The sequence below is a fragment of the Paenibacillus sp. FSL F4-0243 genome, assembly GCF_037963295.1.
Classification (GTDB): domain Bacteria; phylum Bacillota; class Bacilli; order Paenibacillales; family Paenibacillaceae; genus Paenibacillus_AQ.
Map to the genome: position 1 here is coordinate 5,144,945 of NZ_CP150151.1, position 21,972 is coordinate 5,166,916.

Annotated in this window: 18 protein-coding genes; 2 read left to right on the top strand and 16 right to left on the bottom strand. The window is 43.9% G+C overall.

Translation table 11 applies throughout. The features are described from left to right. Window positions 1-39 precede the first annotated feature (39 nt). From NSS87_RS23020 to NSS87_RS23040, 5 genes are all read right to left on the bottom strand, one after another. Window positions 40-789 (bottom strand): ABC transporter permease, encoded by a 750-nt coding sequence (locus tag NSS87_RS23020; protein ID WP_042190678.1) that lies wholly within the window; start codon window positions 787-789, stop codon window positions 40-42. Continuing rightward, window positions 764-1,519: an ABC transporter ATP-binding protein gene (locus NSS87_RS23025; RefSeq protein ID WP_042190680.1), complete on the bottom strand. Its 756-nt coding sequence runs from the start codon at window positions 1,517-1,519 to the stop codon at window positions 764-766. Before NSS87_RS23025 ends, NSS87_RS23020 begins: the two co-directional genes overlap by 26 nt. 225 nt (window positions 1,520-1,744) lie before the next feature. Next, window positions 1,745-2,434 carry a response regulator transcription factor gene (locus tag NSS87_RS23030; protein ID WP_339243001.1) on the bottom strand — a complete coding sequence of 230 codons (690 nt, stop codon included), beginning with the start codon at window positions 2,432-2,434 and terminating at the stop codon, window positions 1,745-1,747. Further along, window positions 2,409-3,896 carry a HAMP domain-containing sensor histidine kinase gene (locus tag NSS87_RS23035; RefSeq protein ID WP_339243002.1) on the bottom strand — a complete coding sequence of 496 codons (1,488 nt, stop codon included), beginning with the start codon at window positions 3,894-3,896 and terminating at the stop codon, window positions 2,409-2,411. Before NSS87_RS23035 ends, NSS87_RS23030 begins: the two co-directional genes overlap by 26 nt. Before the next feature lie 15 nt (window positions 3,897-3,911). Then, on the bottom strand, window positions 3,912-4,544 hold the full coding sequence (locus tag NSS87_RS23040; RefSeq protein ID WP_339243004.1) for a DedA family protein: 633 nt from the start codon (window positions 4,542-4,544) through the stop codon (window positions 3,912-3,914). Between the two features lie 84 nt (window positions 4,545-4,628). On the opposite strand from NSS87_RS23040, the gene NSS87_RS23045 reads away from it, so the two are divergent. Further along, on the top strand, window positions 4,629-6,080 hold the full coding sequence (locus NSS87_RS23045; protein ID WP_339243005.1) for a hypothetical protein: 1,452 nt from the start codon (window positions 4,629-4,631) through the stop codon (window positions 6,078-6,080). A gap of 1 nt (window position 6,081) precedes the next feature. Here NSS87_RS23045 and NSS87_RS23050 read toward each other — a convergent pair whose 3' ends face one another. The 9 genes from NSS87_RS23050 to NSS87_RS23090 form a co-directional block, all read right to left on the bottom strand. After that, a complete protein-coding gene (locus NSS87_RS23050) occupies window positions 6,082-6,753 on the bottom strand; it encodes a response regulator transcription factor (RefSeq protein WP_042190691.1) in 672 nt (223 codons plus the stop codon). 285 nt (window positions 6,754-7,038) lie between these two features. Then, window positions 7,039-8,052: a zinc-dependent alcohol dehydrogenase family protein gene (locus tag NSS87_RS23055; protein ID WP_339243007.1), complete on the bottom strand. Its 1,014-nt coding sequence runs from the start codon at window positions 8,050-8,052 to the stop codon at window positions 7,039-7,041. Between the two features lie 31 nt (window positions 8,053-8,083). After that, entirely contained in the window at window positions 8,084-10,633 is a 2,550-nt protein-coding gene (locus tag NSS87_RS23060; protein ID WP_339248639.1) for a glycoside hydrolase family 2 protein, read from the bottom strand. A 66-nt stretch (window positions 10,634-10,699) separates the two neighbouring features. After that, entirely contained in the window at window positions 10,700-11,761 is a 1,062-nt protein-coding gene (locus NSS87_RS23065) for a glycoside hydrolase family 130 protein (RefSeq protein WP_042190695.1), read from the bottom strand. A gap of 36 nt (window positions 11,762-11,797) precedes the next feature. Then, entirely contained in the window at window positions 11,798-12,742 is a 945-nt protein-coding gene (locus NSS87_RS23070) for a DUF1861 family protein (protein WP_339243010.1), read from the bottom strand. 17 nt (window positions 12,743-12,759) lie between these two features. Then, window positions 12,760-14,415, bottom strand: a complete 1,656-nt coding sequence (locus NSS87_RS23075) for an alpha-glucosidase (protein WP_339243012.1) — start codon at window positions 14,413-14,415, stop codon at window positions 12,760-12,762. A 23-nt stretch (window positions 14,416-14,438) separates the two neighbouring features. Then, window positions 14,439-15,278, bottom strand: coding sequence for a carbohydrate ABC transporter permease (locus NSS87_RS23080; protein ID WP_076284699.1), 840 nt, complete (start codon window positions 15,276-15,278; stop codon window positions 14,439-14,441). Beyond that, window positions 15,265-16,143: a sugar ABC transporter permease gene (locus NSS87_RS23085; RefSeq protein WP_188114673.1), complete on the bottom strand. Its 879-nt coding sequence runs from the start codon at window positions 16,141-16,143 to the stop codon at window positions 15,265-15,267. The genes NSS87_RS23080 and NSS87_RS23085 overlap by 14 nt, the downstream gene beginning before the upstream one ends. Before the next feature lie 2 nt (window positions 16,144-16,145). Continuing rightward, a complete protein-coding gene (locus NSS87_RS23090; RefSeq protein ID WP_339243014.1) occupies window positions 16,146-17,459 on the bottom strand; it encodes an ABC transporter substrate-binding protein in 1,314 nt (437 codons plus the stop codon). 345 nt (window positions 17,460-17,804) lie between these two features. Here NSS87_RS23090 and NSS87_RS23095 point away from each other — a divergent pair, with 345 nt between their 5' ends. Beyond that, window positions 17,805-18,815: a LacI family DNA-binding transcriptional regulator gene (locus NSS87_RS23095; protein ID WP_076284701.1), complete on the top strand. Its 1,011-nt coding sequence runs from the start codon at window positions 17,805-17,807 to the stop codon at window positions 18,813-18,815. Between the two features lie 175 nt (window positions 18,816-18,990). On the opposite strand, the gene NSS87_RS23100 is transcribed toward NSS87_RS23095, so the two are convergent. After that, the gene (locus tag NSS87_RS23100) at window positions 18,991-20,106 is read right to left on the bottom strand and encodes a glycoside hydrolase family 88 protein (RefSeq protein ID WP_339243017.1); all 1,116 of its coding nucleotides are present in this window, start codon (window positions 20,104-20,106) and stop codon (window positions 18,991-18,993) included. Continuing rightward, the gene (locus NSS87_RS23105; RefSeq protein ID WP_339243020.1) at window positions 20,087-21,961 is read right to left on the bottom strand and encodes a DUF2264 domain-containing protein; all 1,875 of its coding nucleotides are present in this window, start codon (window positions 21,959-21,961) and stop codon (window positions 20,087-20,089) included. The genes NSS87_RS23100 and NSS87_RS23105 overlap by 20 nt, the downstream gene beginning before the upstream one ends. Window positions 21,962-21,972 lie beyond the last annotated feature (11 nt).

Consider the following 21,972-nt stretch of genomic DNA (forward strand, 5'->3'; position numbering starts at 1 on the left):
GCGAAACAAATGTTACAAGAATCAAGAATAGCTCTAAGGCTAAACTTCCTTCCGATCAAAGAAGATGTAACCCATCGATAGAAATAACATTAATCCTGAGAGTAAGAACAAGGAAGTTGTGGCAAGTCTGCCTGCGGAAATTGTATGACTTAACCATAGAGAGTACCAATCTGTATAAGAAACTATAGAAAAGGATGAGAATCCACTTATAAAGTAAGGCACAGCTTTGGCTCCGCTGAAGACAAAGATTGAGAACACTAGAAACCCACCTGCGCTGCGAAAAAATTGAGCGATGAACACAAACAAGGCAGCCAGTGACCACATGGAGAGAAACGCCGCTGTATAAGCTTTTATCAAGCCAATAATGCCTACGCTCCCTATATTCAAAGTTCCAAACAAGAAGCTACATAAAGTGCTCACTATCCCTAATAGAAGAAGCAGTCCTCCGATCGCTATCCCAAGCGTGAGGAACTTAGCGGCGTACGCTCCCAATCGCGTAATCGGTTTGAGTAACGTCAGCTTCAAGGTACGAGAGGAAACCTCTTGTGGAAAAAGCTCAGAGATCTCTACGAACATAAACAATGGAATTAGGAATGTTGTGTAAATCCCCAGCATCTGGACTGGATAGGAGGAGCCAACAGCGACAAGGCCCAAAATAGGGTGAAGCGCTTGAAATAAAAACACTAGCAATAGTGGAATAAAGGCAGAAATAATGAAGAACATTAGGGTCTTTTTGCGGTAAAACATCAGTAGCAGCTCATTTTTAATACCCGCTCTTAAGCCGTCCATTCTCAAGCACCTCCTTTCCTCTTTTCAGCTCTGTAATGTAAAACTCCTCAAGCGATAGGCTGTCGGTAAGCAGCTCCTGCACTTCACCCTCACGAATCAGAACGCCTTGATTCAGAATCCCTACTCTATTACATAGCTGTTCCAATTCATGAATCATATGGCTGGAGATGAGAAAGGTGATACCCTGATTAACAGAAAGCTCTTTAACTAATGCACGGAAATGAACAACCCCCTCGATGTCCAGTCCGTTCGTCGGCTCATCCCAAATCACCAGCGCTGGGCTATGGATGATGGAAGCAGACATGGCGAGCTTTTGCTTCATTCCTGTAGAGAAATGTCTGATTTTTTCTTTGGCGAACGAGGCAAGACCCACCGTTTCCAATACCTCGGCGATCCGTTCTGGACGAATATTCGGATAAAAGCTGGCTGTCAGTTTCAAATATTGTACAGGTGTAAGATAGTCGTAGAAATCAGCCGATTCGATCATGCAGCCTACTTTCCTCATACTAGAGGAATAGGATAACTCCAGATCGTGCCCGAATAATGAGATACTGCCGAAGCTTGGTGAAATCAGACCCGTTATTACTTTTAAGAGTGTTGTTTTCCCTGCACCGTTAGGTCCAAGCAATCCATAGACATCACCCTTTTGAAGCTCCAAGGAGATCCCGCTAATCCCACTGCCATTACGAAATTCTTTGGTCACACCTGTTAGCTTGACTACGCTCTCCATCTTAGTTCCCCCTTTTCTTCAATTCTTGTCCTCCAATTTAGCAACTCCATTTTCCTGCAATATTAGACTAAATCGTAAATCTAAAGTGCCCGTGAACAGACCCTTAAATAATTCTTAACTCCTTGTATTTTTTAAAAAAAGAGGTGCCTCAGAAGCCATGAAAAATGGCTAACTGAGACACCTCTTGTGGTTGGGTCAGGATTAATGTGATCGCTTGGAGTAACTCTAAACATGAAAGCGATAGCCGGCACCCCATAGGGTTTCGATATAAAGTGGATTTGCAGAGTCCTCCTCAATTTTCTCGCGGAGCTTACGGATATGGACTGTCACCGTCTGGGTATCACCCAAAGAATCAATTCCCCACAATCGCTCAAAGAGCTGATCTTTACTGAATACCCGATTGGGATGCAGCGCCAAGAAATACAGCAGATCAAATTCCTTGGTCGTTAAGGTGACCTCCTCATCCCTTACAAAGGCACGTCTAGAATCAGGGTTTAACCGCAACCCCTTAATTTCCAGTTCATTCGTTGAGGAACCTCGTCCCTTCAGCCGATCATAACGCGAAAGATGTGCTTTCACTCTGGCAACAAGCTCGGCTGGCTTAAATGGTTTTGTGATATAATCATCTGCACCAAGGCCCAGCCCACGAATAATATCTATATCCTCTAGTCTGGCGGTGACCATAAGAACCGGAATATCCAGCTCAACACGAATTTTCTTGCAGACCTCAAATCCATTCAGCTTGGGTAACATCACATCCAGTACGATCAGATCATATTTCCCCGTTAAGCCCATCTCCAAGCCTTTTTCTCCATCCTTGGCAATTTCCGTCTGATACCCGCTCATCTCCAAATAATCACGCTGTAGCTCAGCAATAACAGACTCGTCTTCAACAATCAATATGGTTCGGTTCATCTCCGATGTCTCCTTTCACGATCGGCAAGGCGATATAAATAATAGTCCCTATCCCTTCCGTACTATTCGCATAAATCGTACCCCCATGCCCAGCGATGATTTGTTTAGCAATAGCCAGACCTAATCCACTTCCGCCAGTATGCGTGTTTCTGGACTGCTCCCCACGGTAAAAACGTTCAAAAATATGCTCCGTTGCTTCTGGAGGAATTCCAGGCCCATTGTCTTCAATAGCGAGAATAAACTGCGCTGCTTCCTGCCAGCTGTGAACTGTAATTTTCTTTTCAAGCTTATCCATGTATTTGAGACTGTTCTGAATTATGTTGCCAAGTACGCGCTTAAAGGAATCACGATCTACAGTGACCCATACTTCCTCGCCACCTGTCATTTCGATGTTTAGGGCGACCTCTTGCTTCTCCAGCTCTACCTTTAGTTCCTCTGCCCAATCATTTAAGAAGGGTATAATTCTTACGGATTCAAAAGAAAACGGCAGTTTTTGCATATCCAGCTTGGAGTATAGAAACAATTCATTAATTAGATGATCCATTTCTCCAGCTTTGGCCGCAATCGTACGCATGTATTTTTCATTTTTTTCTGGAGAATCCGCTATACCTTCCAAAATTCCATCCACATACCCTTTAATAGCAGTGATGGGTGTCTTTAAATCATGTGAAATGTTGGTGATTAGCTCTTTCCGGTTCGTCTCATATTGCTGCTGTATAAGAATAGACTGTTGAAGCCTATGTCTCATTTCTTCAAAAGCCATCCCTAGCTGTCCTAGCTCATCTTTACCATTAATCTCCACCTGAAAATCCAAATCCCCCTCGGTGACTCGTTTTGTCGCTTTACGAAGTTCCAGCAAGGGACGGATAATCCGTCTGGACATATATTTAGTCAACAATGTATGTGTCAGTACCAGAATGACCAATGTAATCAAAAATAGTGTCGGAAAGAACGTTCGCACAAACTGGACAAGAGGATCGATCGGAGTCAGAAAAAATATACTTACTGGCTTGGCGTCCTTGGATAACAGATCAAACTGGCCTACTTGATACCATTCATTATTAAATTGCTGTCTAATAGGTTCTATATGCGATCTGTCTCCTTTGTATCCAGGCAAATGATCGATTAATCCTTGCTTAAGCTTCAGATCCTCTGAAGCAAACAATGTCTGGTCCTCAGAACGGATATAGACAGACGTATTTTTTTTGAGCATATCTGCCGATAATTCATTCAGGAAAGCAGTATCTGTCAGTAAATCTGTATTTTGCAAAAAAGTATGTTTAATAAGATTGCGGGTATCGTTCTCTTCCATTCCTTCAAATTTACTTTCATACGTGCTCTTTAAGCTCTGCACATCACCGTGATAGACAATGCTCATTAACATAGCCGTAATGATAAGGAGAAGAAGAGGAACTACAAGCATTGCCGCATAGGATAGCAGAAATTTCCAACGTATAGACATAATGGAATACTCACCCTACCTCTTCTTGTTTCTTGATGAGCTTATCATACGATATCTCCGTACTAACCACCATAAGAGCAGGAGGAGTACAATCCCGCAAACGGTATAACTAATCGGACGTATATATTGTTCCACAATACTCCAATTGTCTCCTAATCGGTAACCTAGATAGATTAACGCTAGATTCCATGGGATACAGCCCAGCGCTGTAAATACAATGAATTTCCATGCCTTCATTCCAGCAATCCCTGCGGGTAGTGAAATAAATGTTCGGATAAAGGGTAACATACGTGTAAAAAACACAGTACTCTCACCATAACGCTTGAACCATCGCTCGGATTGCTCCAGATGATGCTCATTCATGAGGATATATTTACCGTATTTCTCTAATAACCGTCTACCTCCGGCTTTCCCAATATAGTAAGCAATGACGGAACCTAATAGATTCCCAAATATCCCAGCGACAGCAACTTCCAAAAAAGTAAGTGAGCCTTGCGCAACCAGCCAGCCGCCGCTGAGCATTATAACTTCACTGGGAATGGGGATACAGGCACTCTCCAGGATCATCCCTAACCATATGCCCCAAATTCCCATCGTATTGACAAGTTGGAGCGCAGTTTCAGATATCCAAGTTAATAATTGATGCATGAGTGTTCACTCCGCTTCATAAATTTTACTGTTCCTTAAGAATATAACGCTATAATTGAACAAAAAGCCGGGGGAAGTACCATAATGAAAAAATTACAAGCACCTAAGTTTTTATATGGTCTATTCGTAATAGCTATTATTCTGCTGATGATTCCCAAATTCTCTTATAACGATCCTGATACCTTCTGGCATATTGAGCTGGGACAATATATGATCGATCATGGACAAATCCTGCATCATGCCATACATACTTTTTACGGAGATGAGCTTCCCTATGTCCCTCATGAATTTGGATTTCAGCTGCTCGTCGCTCCGCTTTATGCTGCATTTGGATGGCCAGGGGTGTATATTTTGACCGCTGTGTGTTTGTTCTTTTTAGTACTCGGTTTGCTTCGGCTAGGTAAGGTTTCCCGCAAAGAGCTGGGACTTCAACAAGACCATGTGCTGATGCTCCCTTTTGTACTGCTAATCACCTGCTGGATTTACTACAATTATTTCAAGGGTCGTCCGCAGATGATCTCCTCGTTTATGATTGTCTGGTTCTTCGTTTATTTACGGGAATACCAGATGGTAGTTCATATGAAATACGCCGCTGCAATGGTTGCTCTTTCTATAGCTATTGCCAACTTTCATGCAGGTGTATGGCTTGTAATTGCTGTATTTACAGGGATGGCTCTGCTAGAATCCTTGATTAACAAAACGCTCAATTGGCGTAAAATCACAGTCTTTGTTCTAGTTTGGTTAGCTGGCCTTTTAAATCCCGGTGGTGCAACAAGCCTCTTATTTATTTTGACGGTTACGAAAAAGAACTTTAACCTGCTGATCAACGAATGGCAGCCTATTCAGTTCAATAGTTTGGAGAATTTACCCATTCTACTCTTGCTTCTGTTCTTTGCCTGTACGCTTCCTTTCGCACTTCAACGTAAACCATTCCGCTTCTTTCTTATGCTTGGGATTCTGTATCTTGGTGTATCGAACTTCAAGCAGAACCTATTTATGTGGCTGTTTATTCCTTATTTTGCAGCCGTATTCTTTGACGCCATTCCATACTTCCGTAAACCCGGTGTTCTAGTTCGGCAAAGCACTTTACGACTGTGGCTTACAATTGGGCTACTCCTAAATATTGCGTATATATTCACTGTACCGCCAGTTATTGATGCTAAGAATTATCCCGTTGATGAAATGAATTATATTATGCAGCATACACCTGAAGGCACTCGTCCCAAAGTGCTCGCCCGATACGGTTCATCCGGTTATGTCATGTTCCGAGGTGGAGATATACTGTGTGACGGCAGACAGGATCCCTTCGTTACGAAGGATTCACTTGGAGTGCTCGGCTGGACTGCTTTTGAGCGTTCCATGTACGGATTCTCAGAATATCTCCCTGAAATTGTAGAATATGACCATCCCGATTATGTAATTACCGGCAATGGCGTCTCACATAAGCTATTCAATGAATGGGCACAAAAATTCGGACAACCCGTTTATTCAGGAACCTATGGCAGTGTCTTCTCACTCCTCAAAGCGACGGAGTAACTTATTTTCGAATCACATATCCTAGGCCGCGCATCGTCTGTACAATACTTGGCTGTCCCACCTCATCAATTTTACTCCTAAGGTAGCTGATATACACATCAACTACCTTAACATCCACCTCGGAATCATATCCCCATATGGTTTCTAGCAGCATCTCCCGAGTCATTACTCTGCCTCTATTCTCCAATAGCACTAATAATATTTCGAATTCCCGTTTCGTTAAATTAACAAATATCTTCTTCTTTCTAAGCGCCCGTCCGTCAATGTCCATCTCTAAATCGCGAAATATTAGCATCCGTCCTGTGTTAAAAGTGCCTGCCCTTCTTAACAGAGATCTCATTCGTGCCAGCAGCTCTTCCATAGCAAATGGCTTTAGAATGTAATCATCCGCACCGCTATCCAGACCTCTAATTTTATCCGCGAGCCCCGCTTCCTCCGCAATGATTATGATTGGCGTTTGTTTAGTCTCACGTATTCTGCTACACAACTCCGTTCCACTTAGCCCAGGGATCATTAAATCCAGCAATATGAGGTCCCATTCCTCTTCTAGTGCTAACTGTAATCCCTTAAATCCTTCGTGAGTAACGGTAATAGAATACGATTCATGACGCAATTCCAATTCCATAACCCTAGCTAGACGCTTCTCTTCTACTATTAATAATATTTTATTCATAGGCTTCCTCTCCATGTTCGACCTATATTAAAACTTAATTTTCGAGGCTGTATTGCCAGTCTACTCGCTATCTATTAAATATTTATTAACTCCTTCTAAAGGAGAATGGTTTAAAGCGCACAAGCACAAACGCCTTCGGCGTCCCTTTAAGGACGGTAAGCTTTTAAGCGAGAAATATAAGGATGATTTATTACGTAGAACATATAAATTCTTATATTTTAAAAAAGCGATGACCCCTGGCGAAATAGCCAGTAGTCACCGCTTGTGTAAACTTAAAATTAAATACTACCTCTCGTGCACAATAATCCCTTTAGAAACACGCAGTTTCGGATATTCGCCCATGATTTCCGGTATATCTTTTAGCGAAAACTGATGGCTAATCAACGACTCAATCTGAACGATCCCCTTCTCAATTAACGCAATCGATTCCTCATGGGTATATGGATTAATGAAAGAACCCATGATGTTCAACTCTTTTGTAAAAATTTCGAATGGTGAGACTTGAATCAACGTGTCCGGGGAAGCAACTCCAAACATTAAGACTTGTCCACCCTTACGTGATGCCTTAACCGCCAGCTCCATGGAATCCGCCCGGCCTACACATTCGATCACAATATCAAATTGATGATGGAGAGCTTCCATCACACCTTCTGCTGCAGGAGATACGGCTTCATCCGCACCTAATTCGACTAATCGGTCATGCTTGAACACTTCTGGCTCACTGACAATAATCCCTTTAACACCCGCAGCCTTGACGAGCTGCAAGAACAATTGACCAATAAAACCTCCGCCGATAATCAGGACTTGGTGTGCCTTACGGATATCCAGCTTCTTATAACCGTGAAGTACACAACCTAAAGGTTCAATCATCGCCCCTTCGATCCAGCTCATTTCATCAGGTAGCAAGTAACAGTTCGCTACAGGAACAACACAATACTCGCCCATGCCACCGTCACGAGTCACCCCAACAGCCTGCAAGTTATCGCATAAATGTACTTTTCCATTCCGGCAAAAATAACAGTTTCCACAATAGATGTTCGGATCAACCGATACACGGTCCCCCACTTGTAAGGTCGTAACCTCATCACCCACAGCCACTATTTCGCCCGCAAGCTCATGTCCTAACACAATCGGAGCTGTCACCTCCGCAGACCCTGGGTATCCATGATAAATATGCTGATCTGTACCACAGATCCCGCAGCATTTCACACGAAGTTTAACTTCTTTAGAGCCAACAGCCGGAGCTTCCCAGTCCTTAATTTCAATGTGCTCAGTTCCTTGAAATACAGCCGCCTTCATCTTAACTCATCTCCTTAAATCCAAGTTTTTGTTAACCCGCAGCATTCATTGCCGTTACACGTAAAGTCTCCCAAGGCAGTGCCCCCGCATCCACATGATGCACACGAACCGTCTTCTCCTCACCCGGAATCAGATCAAAGAAATTATCGTCCATAATCACCCAGGGTGCATCTAGTTCGATCATCACCATCCGGGCAACGCGATCTGAGATCAAGTGGATATGTCCTTTCGCTTCATCCACGGAGATCTGAACATGTGCGGGTTGATAATTCATATCCTTATAGTCTCTTAAATAGAGTACATAATCTTCTGTTACCCGTTTCTTCGAACGAAGTACGACTACAACCTCGCCAGCGCTATGTTGCTGCAGTACCTCAGCTTCAGTTAACTTGGCAAAATTAACTTTACTGTTCAAATCAACGGTAACGTCGAATGCACGCTGATATACAATTGTACCATCCATCCGATAGATCGTTAATTCCGCCTCATCCTGATAAGCTTCGCGGCGATCATTGAGAGCCCATAACTGCAGCAGTCCATTCGGATCATGATCCACACATAAGAGTACCGGTGCAAAGAATTTACGCGCATAGTGGTAGCTCGCCTTTGGTAAACCATAATAATCGATAACAGACCAGCTTGTTCCCGGCCAGCAATCATTGAACTGCCAGAATAAAGCCCCGCTTGTATCCGGCTTATTACGGCGGTAATGCTCAATGCCATACCTCAATCCCTCTGCCTGGGTCAGCATCGAGAATTGAATATATTCATTGATATCCTTCGGAACTCCTGTATAACCCTCCATGAGCATAATGCCCTTTGGATAATGGACATCTTTATTACGATACTTCATTTCATCGCTATCCCAATAGAACTGATTGTCCGGCATGTTCTTTGCTAAGGTGTAACGATTGGAAGCGGCATGCAACCCGAATTCACTGGCGAATTTCGTGAAGTCTGACTTGAATCGTTTGAACGATATCCCTTCAACACTATAATCCTGTGTCTGCGGTTCACCAAACTGACGCGGCTCATTATTCCCATGCCAGACTTGCCAGTTATGGGTATCGCCCACATCACGTGAATTGTGATCATTGCCGCCAAAAGGCGAGCTAGGCCAAAACGTTCGTGTGGGATCGAGTTGCTCTAGTACTGCGGGCATGAGCTCATGATATATTTTTTCTCCATAAAACGGATGCGTGATCTCGCCGTTAGAGGACAGTGCCTCATACAACCAATCATTCTCGTTATTCCCACACCATAGAGCAAGGCTCGTACGACTGCGAAGACGTTTAACGACCTGTTCAATTTCACGGTGAACATTATTCATGAAATTACGATTATAATCTGGATACAACGCACAAGCGAACATGAAGTCCTGCCAGATTAAGATTCCTAACCGATCACATTCATCAAAGAAAATATCCCGCTCATAAATGCCTCCACCCCAAGCGCGAATCATATTCATATTAGCATCCTTGGCCATTTGAAGGAGATGCATATAACGGCTATCCGGCACGGTCGCAATAAAGCTATCAATAGGGATCCAATTTGCACCTTTGGCAAAAACTTTTACGCCGTTCAACACAAACGTGAAGGCATGATGCCCCTCTTCATCACGCTGCATTAATTCGATTTTGCGTATCCCAAATGGCTGCTCATAGGTATCTATTGGCTCCTCATCGGCAAATAATGTAACGCGTAATTGATATAAGAAAGGCGTTCCTAGATCATGGGTCCACCATAACTTTGGATCCATCACTTGCAAGGTAACTGAATGATGAAGCGTACGCGCTGTAATCGCCCCGTCAACTGTAATTCCTGAAGCCTTATCCAAAGAGACATATGCTTCCGCAACACGCTCTGTACCTTCTATAAGTTCTACACACGCCGTATACGAACACTCGCGATCAAAAGCATGTGCGCATAAATCCACATCAACGATACCTGCATCATCATGAATCGAAGTTGTTCGAGCAAACACATGGTCTAGATGTGCATGACGGCGTTTGATTAAATGCACTTCTTTCCATATGCCTGCACAGACCAGACGCGGACCCCAGTCCCAGCCAAAATGGCTCTGCGCTTTACGGGTCCAAATCCGCTTCTTGCTAAAGCCTGACCAATAATATTGAACTTTATCGCCTGCGTGTACATGAATAGGATCAAATTTTACGGCAAGCGTATTCTTCCCTTGATTTAATTCACGGGTTACATCAAATGAATGGCTAATGAACATATTATCTGTTGATCCAAGCTCCACACCGTTGAGATATACGGTTGCATAGGTATCTAACCCTTCGAATAACAGCTCCATCTTCTCACCAGGTTTAAGATCAGAATCGTATGAAAAGACCGTACGATACCACCATACCTTTTCTTCAATCCAACGGCATTTCTGATCTTGGTGGCCAAAGAAAGGATCATCAATAATGCCTTTCTCCCGAAGCGTCGTATGGATGTCACCGGGCACTGTTGTGGTCATCCAGAAATAATCAATAAACTCTGGCGATGCAACTTCAAGATCCCGGGCTTCCCCCACATGAAAATCACGAAGTTTCCAGTTTTCAGTTAATTTAATGTTCATTTTCTTCATCCTCTCTCCCAAATTAAAACGCCAAAACCACTTCGGTTTTGACGTTTATTGTTATACGTATATCAAGCTATCTAAAATTTCTTGTACACTAAGTTCTGCGCAAGCCATTGATGTATCCGCGACTCCGTAATACATTTTAACAACATCGCCTTCCACGAGTGCACCGCAAGAGAATACAACATCGCCGAAGAATCCGTTTTTCTCATAATCCGCTTCCGGCTCCATGATAGGAGCATTGGAGCGCGCAATCACCTTCGAGGGGTCATTTAGATCTAACAAAACTGCTCCCATGCAATAACGATGTTCCAGCGTGGCTCCATGATACAGCTCCAGCCAGCCTTTCTCGGTCTTGAATGGAACCGCACCGCCGCCAATCCGGCCGCTATCCCACATCCCCTCACGCAAACCGATCAGATGCTTATGGTTACCCCAATATAATAAGTTGTCCGATTCTGCGATCCATATTTCCGGATCTCCCGTACTTTTCGTTGTTGGACGGTGCAATGCATAATATTTGCCGTTAATTTTCTCTGGGAAAATCAATACGTCTTTATTATCCGGCCCAAAGATCATGCCGTGGTGAGTTACATTCACGAAATCTTTAGTTGATACCAGCGATTCTCCAACGCCCACAGGGGAGACTGCCGAGAAATAAATATAGTAGGTATCCCCAATTTGGGTTACCCGAGGATCTTCTACCCCGAAGGTCTCCAGTGAATTGGAAGGGTACACAAATGGCTTCTCATCCACCGTAAAATGATGTCCATCCTTACTTCGAGCGATTCGGATATAAGATAATGAAGTCAAGTACTGAAATGTAGCACTAGCGGATTTATTCTTAATCACACGCGGATCAGAGAAGTCGAAGCGCTCATCATCTGTATTCAGATCCAAAATATCCAATTCATTGGTCTCCGGATTATAAATCGGAGCTTTCACAATTTTTGGATCCTTGCTAATTGGGCGTTCTGCTACACGGAGAAACATTAATATTTCACCATTATAGCTAGCAATACCGGCATTAAATGCACCAATCACTTCAAAGTCATCGTGATACGGCTTAACGTCCGCCGGTGTAATCAGTGGATTTTGTTCATAACGATAGATTTTCATGTTGTAATAACTCCCTTAACCAAATGGATTTCATACTTATAAAATTTCAAATTGAGCAAAAGGATCAGGGATTGTTGCTCGTTGTGCTTCCGCATCGCTGATTCCTGCATATATATTAGCTGTACCGTCCTCATGACGTACGAGCCCGCCGCTGAACACGACATCCTCCAAATCAGAACGTTTGGCAACGCCTGGCAAGAACTGATTGCGTACAGCGATTAATTGAATATCCGAGTACTCACCTGTTGCCGGATCGATAGCGAATACCATCGGGTAATAGTGACGATCGCCCGAATCATCAAAATATGCGATATGCCCAAGAACACCGAGCAGTCCGTTCTTTAGCAAGTGTGCTTCGTTCGCACCGCCCCACTCTTCATCAACAAACTGTCCATCCAATAACGGTGTTTCTTCGATCAATGGAATAGATAACGCTTCTAACGATGCAATGCGGGTAAAGCCGATTTTACCGCGTCCTCCTTTATCTCCTTGAGGGCGGGTCAGTACTCCGATGCTATCTTTCAGATCCACTAGGCGCAGATCTTTCATCCCATCCGGTCCTTTAAAGAATGGTTCTAAGCTCGCGATGTTCTTCCCGCGGTAGAATACTGTACGCCACATTAAGGCATCAGCCTTTACCGGATGTGGATAAATTTGAACGCCTCCAACTATCAATTCGCCATTAATTTTCGTGAAAAAAGGATCTTGAAGTTCAAGAGTAGGCGCTCCTTCACGGGGTACCCATTTTCCATCACGTTCGACAAAAAAAACGACATCGGAATGCTCGCTGTCACGGGATTCAACCCGACCCGCAATCACCCACTCACCCTCATCTTGGAATGGAGCTGTAATATTGTAGACATCTTTATGATCTACACCTGTGAATGTTAATTTCTGTGTATTGGTTACGGATACGTCTTTCATCGCGTATTCCATGAGCAGTTGTTCACATGTCTTCACAGCATTCTTGAGCAGTTTCATAATAATAAAATTCCTCTCTAGTCAAATAATAGCGGCGCACGCATCCATATTGCGGCTTCATTCGGCAACAGAGTTACCAAGTCTGTACCGCTCACTATGTCTCGGCGGCTTGATAATATATTAGTTGCTTGCCCATCCAGCAGCTCACTAGGATCAATCTGTATGCTCTGATTATCGTAATTCAAGGCTACGAGCGCTCTGGTATTGGTTTCTTTCAATGTTCTTACATATAAAATAAGATTGCCTCTGCGTTCCAGCACGTCATAATCCCCGAATTGAAATACATCCTGTGTATTGCGCAAGTGGAGAAGCTTTTTATAATAATGTAATAATGAATTCGGTTGATTGCATTCGGACTCCACGTTTAATTGCTGATAATTTGGGCCCATGCCAATCCATGGTGTTCCTGACGTAAACCCGCCATGTGGACTTGCGTTCCATTGCATTGGTGAGCGAGACGCATCTCTTCCCTTTGCATTCGCAATTTTCAGGGCTTCCGCCCGGGTTATCCCCCGCTGTAGTGCGATTTCATATGCCTTCAATCCTTGGATGTCCCGCATATCTTCCAGCTTATGGGCTACGAAATTCCGCATCCCAATCTCTTCACCGAAATATAAGAAAGGTACCCCTTTTGCGGTCAAGGCCAGCGTTGCCATAAGGCGGGCCCGTTCTTCCTCAATCTCCGCGTCCCCTTCACCAAAACGCGAAATTACGCGGTCCATATCATGACTACCGAAGAATAACGTTGGAACCTGATCTGCACGGTGCACCTTCTCCATCGTCTTAAGCTCGGCGAACAAATTCTCTGGACTAAATTCCTTCTGGCTTCCCAGATTAAAGTTAAAGACCACATCAAACTTACCCGTTCCGCTGTAACGCTTCAGCATATCCATATCTTCAGAGCCGACTTCACCTACCATGAACATTCCGCTATGCGCATGAACAAACCTGCTAATCTCCTCGATGGCATCCATAATTCCATCTTGATTCTGATCATGTACATGCTTCTGCTCACCCGTTACTTCATCCATCGGGTTATCCGGGAATTGATCGGACACCGATAAGAAGTTGATAACATCTAACCGGAAGCCACTTACGCCTTTGCCCAGCCAATAAGCCATAACATCCTTCATCGCTTCTTTAACTTCGGGATTCGCCCAGTTCAAATCGACCTGTTCTTTCGCAAACCCATGATAGTAATACTGTTCTGTTGCAGCATCCCATTCCCACGCGGTTCCACCAAAAAATGATTCCCAGTTATTAGGTACGCCGCCGTTCACAGCATCCTTCCAAATGTACCAATCCCGCTTCGGGTTCGTCCTTGAGGATCGGGATTCCTTGAACCATGCATGCTCTGAAGACGTATGATTCAGGACAAGATCGGCAATCACTCTGATCCCTCGAGCCCTCGCTTCCTGAATAAACCGTTCAAAATCTTCCATCGTTCCAAAGTCTGGATCAATCTGACAATAATCTGCAATGTCATACCCGTTATCTACTTTTGGAGACTTATAGAACGGCGTTAGCCAAATTCCTCCGATGCCAAGTTCCCGCAAATAATCCAGCTTGGAAGTAAGACCGCCGAAATCACCAATCCCATCCCCGTTACTATCACAGAAGCTTGGCATATACACTTCATAGAATACCGTCCCTTTCCACCACGGCTGTTCCAACCGATAACCCCTCCTGTGCAGACCTATTTCAAGTTAAATTGCATGCCTTCCTGGAACTTCTTGCCGAAAATAATGAACAAAATAATGATTGGCAAGGTGAGCATCACTGCACCGGCATACATCGGACCCGGATACGATTGATACGGACCGAACATCTGAGATAATAAAACGTTCAATGTTAACATGCCGTCACTTCGGACGACGATCATATCCCATAGGAGCTCTGTCCAGCGTTCCATTAGCAGGAATAGGAATACAACGGTCGTAATGGACTTCGACATCGGCATCATAATCTTATACAGGATTTTGAAATCGGATGCCCCATCCAGCTTGGCAGCTTCAATGAAAGCGTCGGGTACCGCCTTAAAGAAGTTGGTGTACATGAAGATCCCCCATAAACTCATCGCCTTGGGAATAATGAGCGCCCAATACGTATCGAACAGTCCTACTTTTTGAATAATCAAAAAGTTAGGGATGATCAGAATGATTGCCGGAAAGAACATATGAAACAACACAAAGTTGTTAATAGAGTCTCTCCCGCGGAATTTCAGCTTCGCCAACGCATAAGCGACCATAATCGCGAACATCATCATTAAGGCTGTAGATACCAGGGAAACGAACACACTGTTAAAGAAGGCGTGAATCCATGGTCTTGTAATCCCGGTCTCACCACCTGTAAAGAGCCATTGATACGAGCGCAGCGTAAATTTCGTCGGTATCAGCTTCCGGTCTACCTGTGACCAATCTGCAAGTGAGTTCAATACCATATATAAATAGGGGAATACCATAATCACGAGCAGTACGATCGCAATCAGATAGCGGATCGACAGCCGGAGCTTGATGTTTGAATTAGACCCAACCATTGCGCTTACCCCACATTTCCAGAATTTTTCGGATTACGAATATAGATATAAATGTCGCAACCGCAGCCATAATCGCGATAGCTGATGCGTAACCTGCCTGCAGGTTCTTAAATGCCTGACTGTATATTTCCATTTGCCATGTATTCGTTGCATAGTTCGGTCCGCCGCCTGTTAATTGGTAGACCTCAGTAAAGATACCGAATGTTGCACCAAAGGATAAAATTAAGGTTGTATAAATCGCAGGGTAAAGCAAAGGCAAGGTAATTTTCCAGAACCTTTGGCTGTCCTTCACGCCATCAATTGCCGCTGCTTCATATACTTCCTGATCAATGCTCTCTAAACCTGAAGTAAGAATTAACGCATAGTAACCTGTAAATTTCCAAGCCATAATCATCGCAACGACGAACAATGCCGAGAAAGATCCCCCGAGCCAGTCAATATCAAGCCCTAACCGATCCCTTAGAAACGTCTGAACAGGACTTGTATGTGACAAAAAGCCTTTAACAATAAGGGATGCAACAACCCCTGAGGATAGGTAAGGCAAGAAGAATCCAATAAGAAATACGGTTTTTAATTTAGGTAAGCCTTTTACAATTACCGCTACAAAAAGCGACATGGCTGTGACAATCGGTACAAATACGATCATAAATTTGTACGTTACCCAAAATGCCGATCTTACCCCTGGTGTGCCTAATGCTTTGGTAAAATTCTTGAATCCTACAAAATCATAAGTCGGTGAAATCAAGTCCCAGTTAGTAAAAGACAAATATAGAGACCAAATAAGCGGGCCCAAGAAAAACACAGTCGAAAAAATAAGGTAAGGGCTGGCAAAAAGCCAGCCTAACCGATTATTATTTTTTTCAATCATTATTGAAGTTCCCCTTCAATCGCCTTCTTCATATTGTCCCAACCCGTTTTTGGATCAATCTCACCACGAACGATTTTGTTAAAGGCCTCTTGACCAATAAAGGTTTGCAATTCGTTGAATTTCGGATTGTCCATGGATGGAACAGCATTCGGGATTGCTTTTGCATACTCTTGCAATACAGGCGTTTTTTCAAATACTGGTTTAAACACTTCATTTGTACCTACATCATCACGTGCTGGAGGCAAGTTTGTTTCTTGGAAAAAGGCAACATCGTTTTTGTCATCCGAATATACCCACTTGATGAATTCTATTGCAGCAGCTTGTTGCTCTGGACTTGCCGATGCATAGATAACAATTCCTTTAGCATCCGCAAATGTTTTTGCATTCGCTGGATCCATACCGTCAGGAACAGGAGGCAATGTTACTTCAAAGTTCTCCTTGTACTGTAGCTCTGGATATTTCTCAGCCCATGTGCTGAATGTCCAAGGTCCTACATCCGTAAATACGCCCACTCCATTTTCAAAAGGTTCTGTTACATTCTGAGACAACAGCCCTTTCTCCTTACGAAGATTGTCCACGAAAGTAAGAACGTCTACACCAGCTTTTTCATCGCCAACAAATTGGCTGCCTTCAATGAATTTGTTGCCATCTGAAGCTGCATTGTACAGCATAAAGAAGTCGAACCATCTTTTCCAAGAGGTAGGGTCTGCTAAGTCAGGTTTCGCCCAAAGATATTTATCCGGGTATTTTGCTTTTAATTTTTTCGTTGCCTCAATCACTTCACTGTATGTTCTTGGAACTTCGTTCACACCAGCTTCTCTCAAAATATCCGTTCTCCATCCGAACAACATTGCATTGGAGTAGATTGGAAGAACATATTGATGGCCATCGGCAAATTCCCAAGGCTCAATCGTTTTGGTCATATTACGTTTTGTCACAATATCATTGAAGCCAGCAATCGTATCCAATGGAACTAACGCTTTACTGTTTGCAAGTTGTGCTGCAAAACCACGGCTAATGTTCTCAGTCATCGTCGGAGCGCTTCCACCCGCGATTGCGGCTTGAATACTTGCCTCAGAAGTAGGGGACTCCTTGATCGCACTTACGTTAATTTTCACCTTAGGGTTAACAGTCTCATACTCTTTGGCGATTTTCTGCCAATATGCTTGTTGAGTCGGGTTAGGTGCAGCCCAGAACTCAATAGTTGTTACTCCATCTGCTGAAGTGCCTGAATTACTGCTCTTTGATCCACAACCGGCAAGAATCGTGAATACAAGCGTAAGTGCAAGCATTACTGAAAGCTTCTTCTTCATAAAATAAACCCTCCCTGAGTATCGATGCACATCAGTGCAGCATTTTGTAATTCCTAGATATAATTTTGTAACGTTACAAAATTAGATAAATATATACCTGTAAGCAGCTTTGTAAGCGTTACAATTGCTATTATTATAGTTTTTAGCGAAAATGTCAACCTGTTATTCGAGTATTAATGAAAAAGACACAATTAATCACATTACAAATTAACTTTACTTGAATGATTTGTAATGTTAAAATAATTTATAGTTGTAATGTAGTTTTACAGCATAATCTTTAGTATTATGAGAGACAGTATGGAAGAATATTCATTACACTTCTAATTAGAAAGGACGTATCTTCGCATGAAGGTGAAGGTAACAATGCAAGATATCGCCGATCGATTGAATATATCGAAGAACTCTGTTTCTCAGGCTCTGTCCGGTAAAGACGGTGTGAGTGAGGAAACGAGACAGTTAATTATCGATACTGCGAATGAAATGGGTTACACCTATTCGCGAGGGCGCAAAAGCACAGAAGAAGAAGCTGGAACCTTTGTCATTTTGGCATCAGAATTCGCATTTTCCAAACGTAACTTTTTTGGAGAAATTTATTTGAGTATTGAGAAGGAAGCAGCGAAGCGAAATAAGCGTATGGTTATTCAATCTATTGATCATCACGCTTCCGAACAATTGATTTTGCCTCCTATATTATTTGATCCTTCCGTAGAAGGAATCTTGATTCTGTCCCATATTACGACCCCATATATTCAAGCAGTGACGGGCACAGGGATTCCCACCGTATTAATTGATCACCATCACCCTGATCTTAAGGCCGATAGTATTCTCACCAATAATCGTTATGCCGCTTATACAGCGGTGCAGCATTTAATTGAATTGGGACATACCCGTATTGGCTTCATCGGCAATATTCAATTCTCACCAAGCTATTACGAGCGTTTAGAAGGTTATCGCCTGGCTCTATACCAATCTGCCATTGAATACAACCCAATATGGGTGTTCGATCGTGCCATTGAAGAAATGGATGATGTGTTCAACGCTGTACAAAAGTTGGATAAGCAGCCTACGGCTTGGTTCTGTGTCAATGACGGCTTTGGGTTCTTGATCAATTCCGTGATGTACAAGCTTGGGTATCAGATCCCCCAAGATGTATCTATTGTGAGCTTTGATAATGGACAGTTATCGCGGATAACAACTCCTTTGACTACAACGATGGATGTAGATTTGTCTTACTTTGGACGAAAAGCTATAGAACAACTCTTCTGGCGCATTGATCATCCCGAGGAGCCTTTTATAGAAGTTCTCCTTCCTACCCATCTGATCATTCGGGAATCCACACAACATCCAAATACATAATCAGTTCATATAGACAGGAATGTTGTATGGAGAATAAATACACGCACATCACAAAAAGGGAGGGTCCCACAAGCCATGAAATGGCTGTGGAACTCTCCCTTTACTTTCAGATTAGGATGTATGTTGACGCTCGTTGTGGTCACTACGTGAATGGACCGTTGTTCCATTCATCCTACTACCAATATCCTCGGATTCCGGTCTGCATGCGGATCAGCGCTTCCAAATAATAATAGTCTCCCCAAATCATATGGCCATCAGGCACACGTCCACCTCTCACATGATAGGAACCATGCTTTAGAAGCCCCTCCGCCTCCGGATTTCCGGATGTCGCATAATGTTCCGCTAAGGATTTCATGCTGCGGAGTAAGGCTGCTTCATAAATAGCACGATCCGGGTCATCTGCGTCCAGAAGATCCAGCAGCTCCAAAAGACCGGAAGACGCAATGGCTGAAGCCGAGCTGTCGCGAGGGGTACTCGCTTCCATCGGCACATCAAAATCCCAATACGCCACACTATCCTCTGGAAGATGGCTGATAAAGTAATGAGCCAGACTTTTAGAGGTATTAAGAAAGTCTTCCTCTCGTGTATAACGATAAGCCAGGGCAAATCCGTATATTCCCCACGCTTGACCACGTGTCCAGGTCGATCCATCCTCATAGCCTTGATGTGTTCCTCCACGAATTGCACTTCCTGTAGCTGGATCAAAGTAAAAAGTATGATAAGAGGAAGCATCCCCACGCACAAGAAATTTCCGGCTCTTTAACGCATGTTCGAGTGCTATATCATAATAGCGATTGTCCCCCGTTTCCTCCGCAGCCCAGAACAGCAGAGGCAAATTCATCAAGCAGTCAATAATGATACGTCCCGCATTCTCGGGGTCACTCTCTAAACCCCAGGCCTGGAGGATTCCAGCGTTTTCACGCCAGCGCTTGCATAGTGTATCCGCAGCCTGTAGACCGACAGCTCGGGCTTCTTCGCTGCCTGTTATTTTCCACTCTGCTACTGCAGTCAGTGAGTACAAAAAGCCAATATCATGATGGTCCAGGGCGATGTGATGATCCAGACGATGCTTAAAGTCTCCTAACCAAGAAGCTGCCGCCTCCTTATAGAATGAATCTTTGCTATATTCATAAGCAAGCCACATCATACCAACATAGAATCCCTCTATCCAATCGTCATTGTCTCCCCATTCGTATTGTTGCCCCTCAGCGATATGAGGCAGTTTGCCCGGATGGCCCGCGATATTACTCTCGATCTTGCGAATAGCATCCTCAATTGCCGTTGTCCACATCTTTGTCTCTCCTTTCCGATAAATCAACCGTATGAAGTACTGCTTGGTTACGAGGATCGTAGATAACAATCCTTCCGTCCGACTGCCGCTGAATAATCGGCGGTGATGACAGACTCTCCTGGTTCTCTGGGGTATTCGTAGCTCCGAAGACTGCAGATATTAATACATGATCTCCCGGCTCCAATCTGGAGATCAAGCTCGGAAGAAACGTCCGAGGCTTCAGCAGATTAGTATTCGGTTCGGGTAGCACGCATTCTCCCCGGTCAAAACCGTTTAGCATATGTATGGCACTGATTCCCCAAGGCAATTGCACCGAGACAGCAGTGTTAGATACATGAATGGTTTCCCGATCACTGCGTGAGAAACCAGCAGACTGGCCAATGGCAAATCCACCCTCCGCTACGTCGAGACACCGGGCGCTGTGAATGCTGTGAATACGGACATGCCACAGACCCGCTGGAATAATCCATGTCTTCACATGTACATCGCTCCAGGGATGCCAGCGTGAATATACATAATTCTCTCCAATTTCCCACGTCTCGCAGAATCTGCGTACCCGGTAATGTTCATCGCATTCACACAATGCTAATGTAGAGTCGTAAGCGCCTTGAACTAAGCCATAACCCGCCTTCGGCACACTGAATCCGAACAGCGTGGAGTAAGCAAACTTGGAATATTTAGCTGCGCTATGGGCCATATCAAAGTTAGCCATCTGACCAGAGGTATAGGCAATAACATGCTTATTTCCTTCTGGACGACTCACCAGCATACGCGCCTCTTGAAGCGGCAGTTGATCTTTCAATACAGGCAGTGGTTCTTCTTCCGCTTGCCAAAAAGGATGATCGTCCGGTAAGGCAAGAATAAGCATAGCTTTAAAGGCCCAATACGGTGATCCGGGGGCATTGTAGTTCTCCGTCATTACCAGATTCGGGTACGCATATCCGATACCTAGTAATCCGTCTATTCCCATAATAGGCTTCTCAAACCACCAACGAAAATGTCGCATTATAATTCCTTTGAGAACGCCATATGAAAAAGGAAGGACCTCAGCATACACCAGCGCACTCCAGAAAGAGACCTGCGCAAAACGATAGGTCAGACTACGTCCGAAAGGAATCGCACTTCCGTCCTCAGCAAACCAATACATAAAATCTTTGGCAAATTGCGCGGATCTTTCCCGGTAAACTGCAGCCCTCTGAGGATCATCATCCGCCATCAATTTAGCATATATCAGCGTATAATAATGCATAGCAAAAGCAATATAATAGTCTCTCTGATCGGTCAGCCCGTCGGAATACCAGCCATCACTCAAGTAGTAGGTATCAATCTTCTCCAAATAATGATTCATTATCTCTTGATCGTAGGGCAATCCGACTTTCTTAAAGCCCACATTCAAAAGAACCGTGAACATCAGCCAGTTATTCGGGTTCGAACGATCCACATGATTGATCTGGTTCAACCAGTTATATACCTGCATTTTCTGAACATCACTCAGTGGCTCCCACAGCTTATGCGGCGCAAGAGCAAGCCCCAGTCCCAATACAGCCTGTTCCACCATGCGCTGGTCTTTAGTCGAGAATTCACCCCAGTATTCTTCATGCTCAGGGTCAGTCCCATTGACGATCCCCTCGAGGAACTTCGGCCAAAGCGCACTCTCCCCTCCCCCGCTGGCATGGGGAACAAGCCCCCATAACGGACGAGCGAAGGCTTCCATAAGTGCGGTAGCTTCATTGTATATTGATCCTGTAGCTCCCATATCGATTCCTGCACATCCAGAAGTAAATCGACTCTCCAGCGGAGCATATAGGTCATTTAAGAACATTTGTAATTCATTTTTAGTACCCTTCAGTTCCACAGTAATGGTTC

Excerpts from the sequence above, each read along its gene's own strand:
- NSS87_RS23025 (WP_042190680.1), bottom strand. The coding sequence starts at position 1,519 with ATGGAGAGCGTAGTCAAGCTAACAGGTGTGACCAAAGAATTTCGTAAT.
- NSS87_RS23095 (WP_076284701.1), top strand. The coding sequence starts at position 17,805 with ATGAAGGTGAAGGTAACAATGCAAGATATCGCCGATCGATTGAATATA.
- NSS87_RS23055 (WP_339243007.1), bottom strand. The coding sequence starts at position 8,052 with ATGAAGGCGGCTGTATTTCAAGGAACTGAGCACATTGAAATTAAGGAC.
- NSS87_RS23050 (WP_042190691.1), bottom strand. The coding sequence starts at position 6,753 with ATGAATAAAATATTATTAATAGTAGAAGAGAAGCGTCTAGCTAGGGTT.
- NSS87_RS23065 (WP_042190695.1), bottom strand. The coding sequence starts at position 11,761 with ATGAAAATCTATCGTTATGAACAAAATCCACTGATTACACCGGCGGAC.
- NSS87_RS23090 (WP_339243014.1), bottom strand. The coding sequence starts at position 17,459 with ATGAAGAAGAAGCTTTCAGTAATGCTTGCACTTACGCTTGTATTCACG.
- NSS87_RS23020 (WP_042190678.1), bottom strand. The coding sequence starts at position 789 with ATGGACGGCTTAAGAGCGGGTATTAAAAATGAGCTGCTACTGATGTTT.
- NSS87_RS23045 (WP_339243005.1), top strand. The coding sequence starts at position 4,629 with ATGAAAAAATTACAAGCACCTAAGTTTTTATATGGTCTATTCGTAATA.
- NSS87_RS23100 (WP_339243017.1), bottom strand. The coding sequence starts at position 20,106 with ATGTGGACAACGGCAATTGAGGATGCTATTCGCAAGATCGAGAGTAAT.
- NSS87_RS23030 (WP_339243001.1), bottom strand. The coding sequence starts at position 2,434 with ATGAACCGAACCATATTGATTGTTGAAGACGAGTCTGTTATTGCTGAG.
- NSS87_RS23035 (WP_339243002.1), bottom strand. The coding sequence starts at position 3,896 with ATGTCTATACGTTGGAAATTTCTGCTATCCTATGCGGCAATGCTTGTA.
- NSS87_RS23040 (WP_339243004.1), bottom strand. The coding sequence starts at position 4,544 with ATGCATCAATTATTAACTTGGATATCTGAAACTGCGCTCCAACTTGTC.
- NSS87_RS23070 (WP_339243010.1), bottom strand. The coding sequence starts at position 12,742 with ATGAAACTGCTCAAGAATGCTGTGAAGACATGTGAACAACTGCTCATG.
- NSS87_RS23080 (WP_076284699.1), bottom strand. The coding sequence starts at position 15,278 with ATGGTTGGGTCTAATTCAAACATCAAGCTCCGGCTGTCGATCCGCTAT.